This is a genomic window from Legionella nigrisilvae (assembly GCF_977063395.2).
The window spans coordinates 553836-568562 of record NZ_CDRUGZ020000041.1; the positions used below are offsets into that span (position 1 = coordinate 553836).

The window sequence follows — 14727 nt, forward strand, 5'->3', positions numbered from 1 at the left end:
AGATGCTTGAAAAAATTATTCGCTTTTCTCTAAAACATCGTTGGTTTGTTCTTTTATTCACCTTGGTGATTGCAGCGCTCGGCGTCTACAACTTTCAACGTTTGCCCATTGATGCCGTTCCTGATATTACCAACGTGCAAGTGCAAATTAATACTCAAGCTTCAGGCTATTCGCCCTTTGAGGTGGAGCAACGCATTACTTTTCCTATTGAGTTAGCGATGAGTGGGCTACCTAATCTCGATTATACGCGTTCTTTGTCGCGTTATGGGTTATCGCAAGTCACGGTGGTCTTTAAAGACGGCACGAATATTTATTTTGCGCGTCAGTTAATTAATGAACGTTTGCAAGAGGTTAGGGATAAACTACCGCCCGAAGCGGAAACCACTCTAGGCCCCATATCGACAGGTCTTGGTGAGATTTTTATGTATACTGTCACCAATAAACCTAATGTGCCTGTGTCCCAGCGTTACAATCCCACTGAACTTCGTACCATTCAGGATTGGATTATTAAGCCTCAACTACGAAATGTGGAAGGCGTTGCGGAGGTCAATACCATTGGTGGTTATGAAAAGCAATTTCATATTACGCCCGATCCCATGAAACTGGTTCGCTATCGTTTAAGTTTGAACGATGTGGTAGAAGCGCTTACGCGCAATAATGCCAATGTGGGCGCAGGTTACATTGAAACCAATGGGGAGCAAAACTTAATTCGCGTGCCCGGTCAAGTAAAAAATATTCCGGACATTGAAAATATTGTGATTGCCAGTTTTGAAGGCACACCGGTTCGTATCCGTGATGTGGCAGATGTTGCTTTAGGTAAAGAGTTGCGTACAGGCGCTGCAACAGAGAACAGTAAAGAAGTGGTTTTAGGCACGGTGTTTATGTTGATGGGAGAAAACAGCCGAACCGTTTCTGAGCGCGTGGCCGCCAAAATGAAAGACATTAACAAATCCTTGCCTCAAGGTGTTGAAGCAGTCACGGTGTATAATCGAACCTTGCTGGTGAATGCCACGATTAATACGGTGAAGAACAATCTTCTTGAAGGCGCCTTATTAGTTTGTGTCATTTTATTTTTATTTTTGGGAAATATTAGGGCCGCCCTTATTACGGCGATGGTCATTCCTTTATCCATGTTACTCACCATCACCGGCATGGTGAGTAATCAAATCAGTGCCAATTTAATGAGTTTAGGAGCACTTGATTTTGGTTTGATTGTGGATGGTGCGGTCATTATCGTTGAAAACTGCATTAAACATTTAGGTGAGCAACAGCATGCACTGCAGCGAGTTTTAAATCTGGAAGAGCGCTTAAAAGTGATTGCCTATGCGACCACCGAAGTCATAAGGCCCAGCATCTTTGGCGTGTTCATTATTACGGTGGTTTATTTGCCGATTTTAACGTTAACGGGTGTGGAAGGAAAAATGTTTTTACCGATGGCTCAAACCGTCATCATCGCCTTGTTGGCCTCCATGCTTTTTGCATTGACGTTTATTCCTGCAGCCGTTGCAATTTTTCTTCGAGGACGTGTCCAGGAAAAAGAAAATTGGCTCGTGCATCACCTGTCAAAAGTCTATGCTAAAGTGTTACGCCGTAGTTTTCATGCAAGGCGATGGGTCATTAGTGCGGCAGTGGTTTTAGTGGTCATCAGTTTGCTCCTTGCTTATCGCTTAGGTGGGGAATTTATTCCAAGCCTGGATGAAGGCGATATTGCGATGCATGCGATGCGCATTCCAGGCACCAGTTTGACTCAAGCCCTGGCCATGCAAGATTTGGTGGAAGAACGGGTGCGGCAATTTCCTGAAGTCAAAAACGTGTTTGCAAAACTTGGAACGGCAGAGGTAGCCACCGATCCCATGCCACCGAACGTGGCAGATACTTTTATTATCTTAAAACCTCGAAAAGAGTGGCCCAATCCCAAAAAAACCAAGCAAGAGTTAGTGCAGGAAATTGAACAGGCGGTACAACAAATTCCTGGTAATAATTATGAGTTTACCCAGCCGATTCAAATGCGTTTTAATGAACTTATTTCTGGGGTGCGAAGCGATGTGGCGGTGAAGGTATTCGGCGATGACATGGATACCTTGCTAGAAATAGCTGAATCGATAAGTGCGCAATTAAAAAAGGTACCCGGGGCTGCAGATGTCAAGGTCGAGCAAGTCAGTGGCTTGCCGCTTTTAACCATTGCGATTAATCGCGATATGCTCGCCCGTTACGGTTTACAAATAGGTAGTGTGCAAGATGCGATTGTGATTGCTACAGGCGGCAAAAAAGGTGGGGAGCTTTTTGAGGGAGATAAACGTTTTGATTTAATTGTACGCCTACCTGAATCATTGCGCTCCGATCCGAATGTATTACGACAAATCTTTATTCCTTTGCCTCCTGCTAAAGACGGTGAGCGCCATTTCATTCCTCTGAATGAAGTGGCGAAAATGGTGAGAAGCGAGAGCCCTAATCAAATCAGTCGCGAAAGCGGTAAACGTCGCGTGGTCGTCAGTGCGAACGTAAGAAATCGTGATTTAAGTTCGTTTGTCAATGAGGCCAAACAACGCATTGAGCAAAATGTCAAAATACCCAGTGGGTATTGGATAACCTGGGGTGGGCAATTTGAACAATTGCAATCGGCCTCTCAACGACTACAAATTGTAGTGCCTATTACCTTATTGGGCATTTTCCTACTGCTGTTTATGAGCTTTGGTAGAGTAAGAGATGCGCTTTTGGTGTTTAGCGGCATTCCTTTAGCATTAACAGGCGGTGTACTCGCCTTATGGTTACGGGGGATCCCCTTATCCATTTCCGCGGGAGTCGGGTTTATTGCCTTATCAGGAGTTGCGGTGCTAAACGGCTTGGTAATGATTACTTTTATCAATAAACTACACGAGCAAAAAAAAATGTATTTAAAAGACGCGGTATTGCAAGGCTCACTGGCGCGTCTTCGTCCGGTATTAATGACAGCCTTAGTGGCTTCTTTGGGCTTTGTACCAATGGCATTAGCGACCGGTACAGGCTCTGAAGTGCAACGGCCTTTAGCCACGGTGGTGATTGGCGGTATTATTTCTTCGACTTTCCTGACTTTGTTGGTATTGCCTGGTTTGTATTATGTGTTTCATGAGCGACGTAAAAAGCCATTGATGAAGAAATCAGGCGAGGAAACCTAATTTATGCTGAGAGATACACAGTTTGTAATATCTGAGTGTTTTAGAGTTAATAATTAGAATTATCTTAGTAATTTATAAAAAATCGAGGATTAAAAAATGGAACATATTAAATATGGATTTGGAAAAAAAGTATTATATTCTTTTGACGATACAGTAAAAAAAGTTACAGAAGGGCTTCAAAAAGAAGGATTTGGAGTCCTGACCACTATAGATGTATCAGCAACGCTGAAAAAAAAGTTAAATCAAGATATGCCTCCTTATCAAATTCTTGGTGCATGCAATCCTCAATTTGCTCATCATGCTTTAGCTAAGGAACCCTCTATAGGTTTGCTTCTACCTTGTAATGTAGTCGTACGTCAAGATAACCTTGGCAACGTATATGTTGAATTTATGGATCCTAAAGCAGTATTGGAATTAGTCAGCAATTCGGAGATAAATCATATTGCTCTTGAAGTGAAGGAACGACTCGAGAGAGTATTGAGTGCAATGTAATCAATAAATTACCTCACTAAGAAAATAAACACTGCTTAGATACGTCATTGCAGTCAATGTGGGAAATCATTATGACAACACCTTTAACCTTAACGACCTTTTTTGTTGCAGGGCTTGATTGTCCTGCTGAAGAGCAATTAATTAGGCGACAATTACAAACAATTCCGGAAATCGAAAAGATGGATTTTAACTTCATTGCCGAAGAAGTGACGATTCATCATCGTTTAAATACGATTGAGCCACTCCAGAGACAAATTGAAGCATTGGGCATGAGTGTTCGCACCAAAAGCAGCACTAAAAGTGATAGCCCAAAAGAGGCCAATGATTTTTCTTGGTGGTGGCTTGCTGTAGCTGGATTGTTGGCTCTTTTCTCGGAAGTGCTCTCCTATTTATTTGGGACCGAGAAGTCAGTTTGGGTAGCGGCATTGGCATTAGTGGCTATGGCCATAAGTGGACCGCCTACCTTCAAAAAGGGTTGGCTTGCTCTGCGCACGAAAGCCTTGAATATCAACAGCTTGATGATGATTGCAATAACAGGTGCCATACTCATCGGCGAATGGCCGGAAGCGGCGATGGTCACCGTGTTATTTGCATTGGCTGAGCGTATTGAACGCTACTCATTGGATAAAGCACGATTAGCCATTCGAAGCCTGATGCAGATTGCACCGGATGAAGCAACCGTCAAAACGACGGAAGGAAAATGGCAAAAATTAGCGGTCGAGAACATCAAGTCAGGTGCAATTATCCTGGTTAAGCCAGGTGAGCGGATTGCCTTGGACGGCGTTATTGTGAGTGGCCAAAGTAGCGTTAATCAAGCGCCCATTACTGGTGAGTCGATGCCTGTGAGCAAACAAACAGGAGACAGTGTGTTTGCCGGTACGCTCAATGAGCGAGGCTCCTTTGAAGTGAAGGTGACCAAAGAATCAGGCGATACCCTGTTGGCTAAAATTGGCAAAGCAATAGAACAAGCACAAGCAGAGCGGGCACCAACCCAGCGATTTGTTGATGAGTTCGCCAAATATTACACGCCAATCATGGTGCTCATTGCAGTAGCCGTTGCTCTGATTCCACCAATTGCATTGGGGTATCCTTTTTATGATTGGCTGTATAAGGCACTCACCTTGCTTGTAATCGCTTGCCCTTGTGCGTTGGTTATTTCAACGCCTGTGACCGTAGTAAGTGGCTTGGCAGCGGCAGCTCATCACGGACTTCTTATCAAGGGCGGAAGTTATTTAGAAATCGGCTATCAGTTAAAACTCATTGCGCTGGATAAAACGGGAACACTGACTGAAGGAAAGCCGGTGGTCACGGATTTTATTGCCTATGAAAGCACGCAAACCAAAGGTGATTTACTGCTCTTGGCAGCCAGTTTAGACAGTCACTCCGAACATCCTGTTGCCCACGCTTTGGTCGAATACTGGCGAGAAGAACAACCAACGGGGTCGTTATTGACGGTGAGTCGGTTTGAAGCAATTCCTGGTCGGGGCGTCATGGGGAGCGTCAATAATGAGCAGTATTTTGTTGGGAATCATCAGCTGGCTGAAGACAATGGGGTGTGTAATTCCGGTATCGAAAAACAACTTGCTCAGTTAGAGCAAGAAGGAAAGACCACAGTTATTTTAAGTAATGACACAACCGTGTTGGCTATTTTTGCAGTAGCGGATACCCTTCGTTCAACCAGCCAATTAGCCATCCAATCCTTGCATCAACGTGGCATCAAAACAGCCATGTTAACTGGAGATAATGCCGTCACCGCTGCCGCTATTGCCAAAGAGGTGGGAATTGATGAAGTCAATGCCAATATCTTGCCTACAGAGAAGCTGAATGCCATGAACGCCCTGTTGGCTCATTACCACACCGTGGGTATGGTTGGTGATGGCATTAATGATGCCCCTGCACTTGCAAAGGCAACGATTAGTTTCGCGATGGGAAAAGGGACTGATACCGCACTTGAAACAGCGGATGTGGCCCTGATGAACGATAATTTAGCGATGCTGTCTTTTTTTATCGATTTAAGTCATAAAACAGCTCGGGTGCTACGTCAAAATATCAGTTTATCGATTGCTATCAAGGTTGTTTTTTTCATCTTGGCTTTGGCTGGGTTGGCGACACTTTGGATGGCGGTTTTTGCCGATATGGGAGCAAGTCTCATTGTTGTTGCGAATGGTTTGCGATTGTTGAATTTTCAAAATAAAAACACCAGTTAAAATGGTAAGAGGTTGTTTCCTATCATGCCTCTGGAGAGATTCATTTAGGGTTTCGTTAAGCAGGACATCATAGGATTCAGTATGTTATGATGACCGATGCAACGATTTTTATTTGTGGAAATGGAGATGTAAATGAACCCTATCGGATTTAAAACAATTTTTGTTTTTATTGGCTTACTCATTTTAGGATGCGGTTTAATGTCTTGTAATAAAACAACCCCTGCCGAGACTCATCCTGAAGGAGCTTATGAGGGTGGTTTTGGTGGTGATGGTGGCCATATACACCAAAATGGATAACAAGGGATTTTATAATCTACTCAGGGATGAATAATGGAACTCAATGCATGGTTTATAGGCGTTTTGGGTGTATTTGTTATTCTGTTAATTGGCCTCATGTTTCTCTTTAGAAAAAAGAGGCATTTGCGATTTGTCATCGCCCTATTCATTTTCCTCATCTTAGGAGCGATTTTTTTGCATGGTGTTTCCTTTACGTTGCATTAGAGTGTGTGGCAGGGATTTTTAATTAAAAAATGGATGCACGGTACCGTAATAAGGATGTGTATGAGGCGGATGCTATTACTGTTTTTATTTTTAACGGGATTATAATCATTTATCTCAATGAAAAATAAAATGAAGCAGTTTTTCTAGAGATAAGGAAAGGATTAAAATGGCCTTGTAACAGATGGCCTTATGTTTAAAATTTATTTTACCGATGAAGGGTAACCTTACATTACTCGTTGCCTCAGTTAAATCAGATACCTGTGCATGGAATTGTTTGGTTACATGGACCGTTATATCTGGTTTATAAATGGCTTGCCGGAATACAAGGCCAAACCGATTCTGATAAAAAGACGTTTGGATTTATCGATCATCAAATACACCAAGCCTTGTGGAGATTGGTTCATCGTAGACGCCCGAGAAAAAGTACAGCATGGAGGGAAAAGAAGTACTTTCGCTCTCAGGGTGCACGAGATTGGATATTTACTGCGAGAAACCCAAATAAAGATAGCAAAAGCACCTATATGGATTTATTTTTAATGAGTTCTGTTGCTATTAGAAGACATACCAAAATAAGGGTAGAGGCAACACCCTATGTTCCAGCCTATACAGAATATTTTAAGAAGCGCCAGCGCTACTTGAAACTATAGCGGCTAGAAACAAGGGATAAAGCATCAACCTCCTTATTATCATCAAATGAAGTAGACTGGATGGTTGGGTCAACCAAAGTTGGCCTTGCGAAGGCTTGAGCGGAGTGCGGCTAAAGTCGCATGCTCCGTTCTTATGGGACGGGGCTACAGTAATGTAGTCCTGTTACCAGATAGGACCCTGGATTTTTTAATAATTTATCTGCAGGTCATCATTTTCAAATAATGGAGTTTGCTTAATTTCTAAATTTCTTTGTTGTAATTGGTCAATTTTCACATAGGGACAATAATATGCATTAGCTATTACGGAATGGATATTAATAGTTGTTAAGTTTTTTGATCCCCTTACATATCTCTTATGAAATTCCCTTGGTGTATGTGTTACAAGAACGATAACATTTGCTCCTAACTTCGCGCCTTCATTTTTTAAAAAATTATTATCATCTTTTTCTAGATCTTTTAAAGAGGAGCGGATATCCATAACTTCATGTACATTTGGATTTTTAATAATCCCTAAGAAACGGCAATTTCCTGTAGGATAGGAAAAATACAAGTTAACATTTTTCGCATCTTCATTTACTTGACGTAATCCTCCACAGCCCGAATTCAAAAGAAGAATCATAAAGCTAATTATTAAATAAACAATTTTCATATCTATAATTCCTTTTATTTAGCGTGCTTTTAACATACCCATATAAGACTATTACTTACTTTGATTACGAATAAAAGTATTAATTGTAAAAATATAAAATTAATGTCGCTTTCAATTGAGTAAAATAAATTCACCATTTTGCATAGTGATGGCTAAGATGCATACCTGATTTGCGAGCTAAAGTCACTTGTCACCTGCTATCATATTTTCGGCTACTTCTTCCTCTTGTTTTTGATAGGTGGTAATAATCTGCTTAAAATAATTAATCCGCTATTGCAATAAATTGCTTTAAGGTATTTAAATGGCTTAATAAACCATTGACTATAGTCCATAGTCAAGAAAGTGATCATTACTACCAAGCAAGGAAAGAAATAGCTAAAGTTCCTCAAAGTGTCATTATTTAGCATCCCCATACAAGAATAGATATCCCCTGAACTGAATGGGTAGGTTAAATATTCTGCTATTATTGTATGTATCTGATTGATTATCTACTTATATAATGCCAAGGATATAGGCCATGAATGGACTAGAAAAGCAATGCTGTCCCAAGAAAATCCTATTAACTCAGCAGGAAGAATCTTCAGAAGGTTTAGATTCTTGTTGTGCACCCAGTGATGCAGACGCTACTGATAATGCCTTTGCTTTTTTCGGTCAGTTATTTCAAGCAAACCTTGCTAAATGGACTGCGGGGATAAGTCCTGCAGCGCTAGGCTCGTCCTATTCCACATGGCTTTGGCAATTGGCACAATCTCCAGAAGTATTATGGGAACTGGCCTTTTATCCTGTCTTTCATGCTAATGATTGCATTAATAATATCATTTGTGTCGATCGTGCTGCTGGTGGCAAAGACGTACGTTTCAAAAAAGACAGTTGGCAGCCTATGCCTTGGCGCTTATATGCGGAAGGATTTTTGCAGGTAGAGGATTGGTGGCGACGTGCCACAACCAAAGTTCCTGGGCTACCCAGCCAAGTGGAACGCACCGTTTCATTCTGGGCACGCCAATATCTTGATGCCCTGTCCCCTTCCAATTGTGTTTGGTCTAACCCTGATTTGTTTCATGAAGCCATTCGCACTGGGGGACTTAATCTCATTCAAGGCAGCCAAATCGCTATGGAAGACTCCTTAGAAAAGCTAACGGGCGCACCACCTACAGGCTCTGAACATTTTATCCCGGGCAAAGACGTGGCGATTACCCCAGGACGAGTGGTGTTTCAAAATCATTTAATCGAATTGATTCAATACGAAGCTCTGACTAAAACCGTGTATAAAGAGCCCATACTGGTTCTCCCTGCCTGGATTATGAAATATTATATTTTGGATTTATCGCCTCATAATTCCTTGGTGAAGTGGCTCGTAAGGCAAGGCCATACCGTATTCATCATTTCTTGGCGTAACCCCGACAAAGAGGATCGTGATTTAGGAATGGATGATTATTATCGCCAAGGCGCCATGGCTGCGATTGATGCGGTATCAGCCACTCTGCCTCAAACAAAAATTAATCTGATGGGCTATTGTTTAGGTGGCACACTAGCCATGATTACGGCGGCCGCGATGAGTAGAGATAAGGATGAACGCTTAAATAGCCTCACCCTTCTTGCAGCCCAAGGGGATTTTACTGAAGCCGGGGAATTAATGCTTTTTGTTACTGAAAGCCAAGTGGCTTTCCTTAAAAACATGATGGGAGAACAAGGGTATCTTGATACCAAACAAATGGCCGGTTCCTTTCAAATGTTGCGTGCCTACGATTTAATTTGGTCCAAAATGGTTCAAGACTACATGCACGGGATGCGGCGTGGGATGATTGACTTAACCGCTTGGAATGCGGATGCCACGCGGATGCCTTATAAAATGCACAGCGAATACCTTGAAAAACTGTTTTTAAACAATGATTTTGCAGAAGGCCGTTATACCGTGGAAGGAAAGCCGGTGGCTGCTGAAAACATTCAGTTGCCCGTCTTTGCAGTCAGTACTGAAAAAGACCATGTGGCGCCTTGGCAGTCTGTTTATAAAATCCACCTGATGACGGAGGGTGACATTACCTTCGTCCTCACCGGTGGCGGACATAATGCAGGGATTGTGAGTGAACCGGGTCATCCGGGGCGTTCTTATCGGGTTCATGAGAGCAAGAAAGGTGATGCTTATCTCAATCCTGAGAGTTGGCTCGCGATTGCAGAAAAACAAGAAGACTCCTGGTGGCAAGAATGGCATGATTGGTTAGTGCAACAGTCCACCAAAAAACGCGTTCCTGCGTTGGTCATAAATGCCTCACTACCCGCTGCACCAGGTACTTATGTACTGCAGAAATAAAAGGGAAGAAAAATGGACAAGGAGTTTCTTGAGAATGTGACTTTTGATGAGCTTACGGTAGGCCGGCAGGCGAGTCTAAGTAAAACACTCACTCAAGACGACATCAATTTATTTGCTGCCATGTCGGGTGATGTGAATCCTGCTCATATGGATCCGGTGTTTGCCCAAAGCGATATTTTTCATGGTATTGTGGGTCATGGCATGTGGTCTGGCTCGCTGATTTCAACACTTCTTGGTACTATTATACCTGGTCCAGGCACCATTTATCTTAAACAGGACATTCAATTTAAAAAGCCAGTGCGTTTAGGGGATACGCTCACCATCACCATCATCGTCAAGGATAAGGGTGCCAATAAGCCCCGTGTGATTTTTAATTGCAAGGGTGTGAATCAGCACGGAGAAACGGTCATCGAGGGCTTAGCAACCGTGCTTGCGCCAACGAAAAAAGTACGGGTTGCACGAACTCATTTACCGTCTATAGAAATACATAACCACGATCGCTTCGAGGCGATAATCAAAGCGTGTCGCTGTATGGGCGCTGTTCGCACGGCCATTGTGCATCCGGTTAGTATGAGTGTCATGGAAGCGGTGAACGATGCGGTAAACGCAGGACTCATTATTCCCATTTTAATTGGCCCTTTGGTCAAGATGAAAACTGCAGCTTTGGAAGCAAGTATTGATTTATCACAGTGGGAAACGATTGATACAGAACACAGCGATGCCGCAGCAAGCAAGGCTGCCGAATTGGCAGCTTCCGGCGAGATTGATGCCATCATGAAAGGCTCATTAAGCACTCATGAATTAATGGGGGCTATTGTACCCACCGCCTCGGGCTTACGCACGCAACATCGTGTGAGTCACGCCTACGTCATGGATATCCCTTCGTACCACAAACCACTCATCATTACAGATGCTGCGATTAATATTGCCCCTACTGCCACCGACAAAGCGGACATTTGCCAAAATGCCATTAATCTTTGGCGAGTATTGTTTGGCGAGGACAAGAAGCCCAAAGTAGCCATCCTTGCCGCCATCGAAACCGTCAACCCTAAGATGCAAGCCACTGTCGATGCCTCTATTTTATGCAAAATGGCTGACCGAGGACAGATAAATGATGGCATTCTTGACGGTCCCTTGGCTTTTGATAATGCGATTAACAAGGAGGCAGCCAAAGAAAAAGGGATTATTTCTTCTGTGGCAGGCGATCCGGATATTCTTTTGGTTCCTGAAATCGAGTCCGGGAATATTTTGGCCAAGCAATTGACTTTTTTAGGCCATGCGGATGCTGCCGGAATTGTTTTGGGTGCTCGTGTTCCATTCATTCTGGTGAGCCGAGCCGACTCACTTAGAACGAGGCTCTTCTCTTGCTCCCTGGCTGTTAAACTGGCGGCAGCTCGAAAGGAAGGACGAATCAAATGACCCAAGTACAAGAAGCCAGTATCCTTGTGATTAATGCAGGCTCTTCCAGTGTCAAATTTCAGCTTTTTTCAAGACAATTAAACCCACAACTGTTGGTTCAAGGGAAAGTATCTGATATTGGTAACAAGCCTTCATTTACAGCGATCGGTGCAATACCAAATCTCGGCAATACAGAGGTTGATAAAAAAAGCCTTTCTGATGAGTGTACGCATGAAGAAGCCTTACGTCTTATTTTGAACTGGATTGAGGTTTTGAGTGAACAATGGCAGGTGACTGCAGTTGCTCATCGCATTGTCCATGGCGGGACTCTCTTTAAAAACAGTGTGATAGTCAATCCACACGTCATGCAGAAATTATGGGCATTAGCTCCATTGGCTCCTTTACACCAACCCCATAATCTCAAAGCCATTGAATTCATCAGTACCCTGAAACCAGAGGCACTTCAAATTGCTTGTTTTGATACAGCGTTTCATGCCCATCATAAGGCTTTGTTCACCGAGTATGCATTGCCACAAAAGATAAGGGAACAAGGTGTTCGTCGTTATGGGTTTCATGGATTATCGTATGAATGGATTGTTCACACCTTGCGGCGGTATGAGCCTTCATTAGTTGAGGGACGGCTTATTGCGGCCCATCTTGGCAATGGAGCAAGTTTGTGTGCGATGCGTAATGGAGTAAGTATTGATACGACGATGGGCATGACTGCCTTGGATGGATTACCCATGGGAACTCGTTGTGGGAACCTTGATGCCGGCGCTGTAACGTTTATGATGCGTCATTTAGGCTTATCTACCGATGAGGTTGAGCGTCTTCTTTATAATGAATCTGGACTTCTTGGCTTATCAGGCTTAAGCAATGATGTGAAAATCTTGCAAGACAGTGAGGATACAAGGGCACAATTTGCATTAGATTATTTCTGCCTTAAAGCTGCCCAATTCATGGGGATGATGGCAGTAACCCTGGGTGGGATGGATGCCATCGTGTTTACGGGCGGTATTGGTGAGAACTCAGCCTTTGTGCGAAACACTATCTTGCGTCATTTGAAATTTCTTAAACCTTTTGAAACACGGGTTGTTACAGCTAACGAAGAGCGCATGATGGCAATTCATGCCATGTCACTTCTTGAGCGTCAAACGGGAGTAAAAGCTGATGGAGAATAAAAAAGGATTGATTGTTGGAATTGCCAATGAGTACTCCATCGCATGGGGTTGTACTAAAGCATTGCATGAAGCGGGCAGCGAATTGGCAATCACCTATCAAAATGAGAAAACCAGGGGCTATGTACAGCCTTTGGCTGAAAAAGTGTCATCTCCTATTGTTATGCCTTTGGACGTGACGGATAAGGAACAATTTGATGCCCTATTTCAGAAAATAAAAGACCGCTGGGGTCGTCTTGATTTTGTTATCCATGCGATTGCCTTTGCACCAAAAACTGATTTACAAGGTCGTGTTGTCGATTGCTCGAAAGACGGCTTCATGATGGCGATGGATATTTCTTGTCATTCGCTCATCCGATTGGCAAAAGCCGCTGAACCACTGATGGTCGATGGAGGGAGTATCATAACCATGAGTTATTATGGTGCCGAAAAAGTGGTCAAAAATTACAATCTCATGGGGCCTGTTAAAGCGGCTTTGGAAACCTCAGTACGCTATCTCGCCATGGAACTTGGCAGTAAAAAGATTCGAGTCAATGCCATTTCTCCAGGGCCAATAAGCACTCGTGCAGCCTCAGGTTTAGCTGATTTTGATACGCTGATGGAACAGGCAGCAAAGGAAGCGCCCTTGCATCAACTGGTTACAATAGAGGACATTGGTGAAACAGCCTCATTTTTGGTATCCGATAAAGCCGCCTCCATCACTGGTCAGACTCTTTATGTGGATAGCGGCTACAATATTAAGGGCTAATAAACCAAAAGTCATTTTTTCTTTAAAAGTATTCTTGGTCATTTAGTAATTACATGTATTGTCCACCATTGATATCAAAGTTAGCACCCGTGATAAAGCCACTTTGTTCATCAGCAAGAAAAGCAACGACCCGAGCAATTTCCTGAGGTTTGCCTAATCGCCCCACAGGAATTTGAGCGACAATGGCTTCTAAAACATCATCCCTCATCGCGGCAAGCATCTCCGTATTAATGTAGCCAGGGGAGACCGTGTTCACGGTAATTCCTTTCTTTGCGACTTCTTGCGCCAGGCTTTTGGTAAAACCATATAACGCCGATTTACTGGCGGCATAATTACATTGTCCGAACTGCCCTTTGCGCCCATTAATGGAGGAGATTGTGATAATACGCCCATAACCATTATCCAGCATGTTGGATAATACGGTTTTCGTCATATTAAAAACGCTATTTAAATTAGCATTAATGACTTCTTGCCATTGTTCCGGTGTCATTTTTTTCAAGCTGGCATCATGAGTAATGCCTGCATTATTAACTAGAACGTCAATTTTGCCGTACTTCTCTATCACCAAATCCGTTAATTTTTCACAATCATTGAAGGAAGAAATATCCGCATAGGCAATGTCGATATCAAATCCTTGCATGGATTGTTTTTTCTGCCATTCTCTTGCTAATTCGTGATGGCCATGTTTGAAGTAGCAAGCAATCACTTGATAATTGAGGTTTTGCATTTCTTGACATATGGCTGTTCCAATGCCACCAGTTCCTCCCGTTACTAAAGCAATTCGTTTGTTCACCTTCCTTCCTCCTTGATTTGGTTATTTAATTATTTAACGAGTTCAACGTCCTCTGCTTGCGGCCCTTTTTGTCCTTTGCCTACTTTAAATAGAACGGTTGCCCCTTCGGGAAGGGTTTTAAAACCGCTACTTTGTATAGCACTGAAATGGACAAAATAATCCTTGCCACTACTTTCAATAAAGCCAAAGCCCTTGCCTTCATTAAACCATTTTACTTTACCGCGAATTTTATTGGTCATTTTGGTTTCTTTTCTGATAATTTGAGTGCTTTATAGTGTCATGCTACATGATTCTCTGTGTCAATAGTCAGTATTTTAGCTCAGCAATCCTGGATTTTTTTATTCTTTCTAAGTCATGGGGTTTTAAAACCAAAAGACATAATCAAAAGAACTGAGGAGAATTATTGATTGTCGCATCCCTTTCTCAATTAATTGAATCAGAGGGCTTAGTTTCTTCTTCCATCTTCTTCAATGAAACAACTTTATCACACTGAATCTCAATCGTATTTGTTTTACGTGTTGATAGGTAATCCGCCCACAAAATAGTTGATGCCAAAAGTAGAATTTTCTCGTAATGTATGTGCAAGGAGATTCTGCATGAAGAAATCAAAATTTAGTGACAGCCAAATCCTGTCGATATTGAAGCAAGCTC

12 protein-coding genes are annotated in these 14727 nt (G+C 42.7%); 9 read left to right on the forward strand and 3 right to left on the reverse strand.

The window, feature by feature from the left end; translation table 11 throughout:
• The first annotated feature begins 2 nt into the window (after nucleotides 1–2).
• The 5 genes from ACWTE2_RS28405 (at nucleotide 3) to ACWTE2_RS28425 (ending at nucleotide 7002) form a co-directional block, all read left to right on the forward strand.
• Complete coding sequence (locus tag ACWTE2_RS28405; protein WP_014842613.1) at nucleotides 3–3155, forward strand: efflux RND transporter permease subunit; 3153 nt, start codon at nucleotides 3–5, stop codon at nucleotides 3153–3155.
• A 96-nt stretch (nucleotides 3156–3251) separates the two neighbouring features.
• A complete protein-coding gene (locus ACWTE2_RS28410) occupies nucleotides 3252–3647 on the forward strand; it encodes a DUF302 domain-containing protein (protein ID WP_014842614.1) in 396 nt (131 codons plus the stop codon).
• A 71-nt stretch (nucleotides 3648–3718) separates the two neighbouring features.
• A complete protein-coding gene (locus tag ACWTE2_RS28415; protein ID WP_014842615.1) occupies nucleotides 3719–5854 on the forward strand; it encodes a heavy metal translocating P-type ATPase in 2136 nt (711 codons plus the stop codon).
• A gap of 132 nt (nucleotides 5855–5986) precedes the next feature.
• Nucleotides 5987–6151, forward strand: coding sequence for a hypothetical protein (locus ACWTE2_RS28420; protein ID WP_014842616.1), 165 nt, complete (start codon nucleotides 5987–5989; stop codon nucleotides 6149–6151).
• 464 nt (nucleotides 6152–6615) lie between these two features.
• Nucleotides 6616–7002 carry a group II intron maturase-specific domain-containing protein gene (locus ACWTE2_RS28425; RefSeq protein ID WP_061393961.1) on the forward strand — a complete coding sequence of 129 codons (387 nt, stop codon included), beginning with the start codon at nucleotides 6616–6618 and terminating at the stop codon, nucleotides 7000–7002.
• 187 nt (nucleotides 7003–7189) lie between these two features.
• On the opposite strand, the gene ACWTE2_RS28430 is transcribed toward ACWTE2_RS28425, so the two are convergent.
• Entirely contained in the window at nucleotides 7190–7651 is a 462-nt protein-coding gene (locus tag ACWTE2_RS28430) for a DUF4156 domain-containing protein (protein WP_014842618.1), read from the reverse strand.
• Nucleotides 7652–8168: 517 nt separating this feature from the next.
• On the opposite strand from ACWTE2_RS28430, the gene ACWTE2_RS28435 reads away from it, so the two are divergent.
• Genes ACWTE2_RS28435 through fabI form a run of 4 tightly spaced genes read left to right on the forward strand, consistent with a single transcriptional unit; the run spans nucleotide 8169 to nucleotide 13283 of the window.
• A complete protein-coding gene (locus ACWTE2_RS28435) occupies nucleotides 8169–9959 on the forward strand; it encodes a PHA/PHB synthase family protein (RefSeq protein WP_014842619.1) in 1791 nt (596 codons plus the stop codon).
• Between the two features lie 12 nt (nucleotides 9960–9971).
• Nucleotides 9972–11378: a bifunctional enoyl-CoA hydratase/phosphate acetyltransferase gene (locus ACWTE2_RS28440; RefSeq protein ID WP_014842620.1), complete on the forward strand. Its 1407-nt coding sequence runs from the start codon at nucleotides 9972–9974 to the stop codon at nucleotides 11376–11378.
• Nucleotides 11375–12538 (forward strand): acetate/propionate family kinase, encoded by a 1164-nt coding sequence (locus ACWTE2_RS28445; protein WP_014842621.1) that lies wholly within the window; start codon nucleotides 11375–11377, stop codon nucleotides 12536–12538. Before ACWTE2_RS28440 ends, ACWTE2_RS28445 begins: the two co-directional genes overlap by 4 nt.
• Nucleotides 12528–13283, forward strand: a complete 756-nt coding sequence (gene fabI / locus ACWTE2_RS28450) for an enoyl-ACP reductase FabI (protein WP_014842622.1) — start codon at nucleotides 12528–12530, stop codon at nucleotides 13281–13283. The genes ACWTE2_RS28445 and fabI overlap by 11 nt, the downstream gene beginning before the upstream one ends.
• Nucleotides 13284–13332: 49 nt before the next feature.
• On the opposite strand, the gene phbB is transcribed toward fabI, so the two are convergent.
• Nucleotides 13333–14076, reverse strand: coding sequence for an acetoacetyl-CoA reductase (gene phbB / locus ACWTE2_RS28455; RefSeq protein WP_014842623.1), 744 nt, complete (start codon nucleotides 14074–14076; stop codon nucleotides 13333–13335).
• A 29-nt stretch (nucleotides 14077–14105) separates the two neighbouring features.
• Entirely contained in the window at nucleotides 14106–14315 is a 210-nt protein-coding gene (locus tag ACWTE2_RS28460) for a cold-shock protein (protein WP_010652810.1), read from the reverse strand.
• Nucleotides 14316–14727 lie beyond the last annotated feature (412 nt).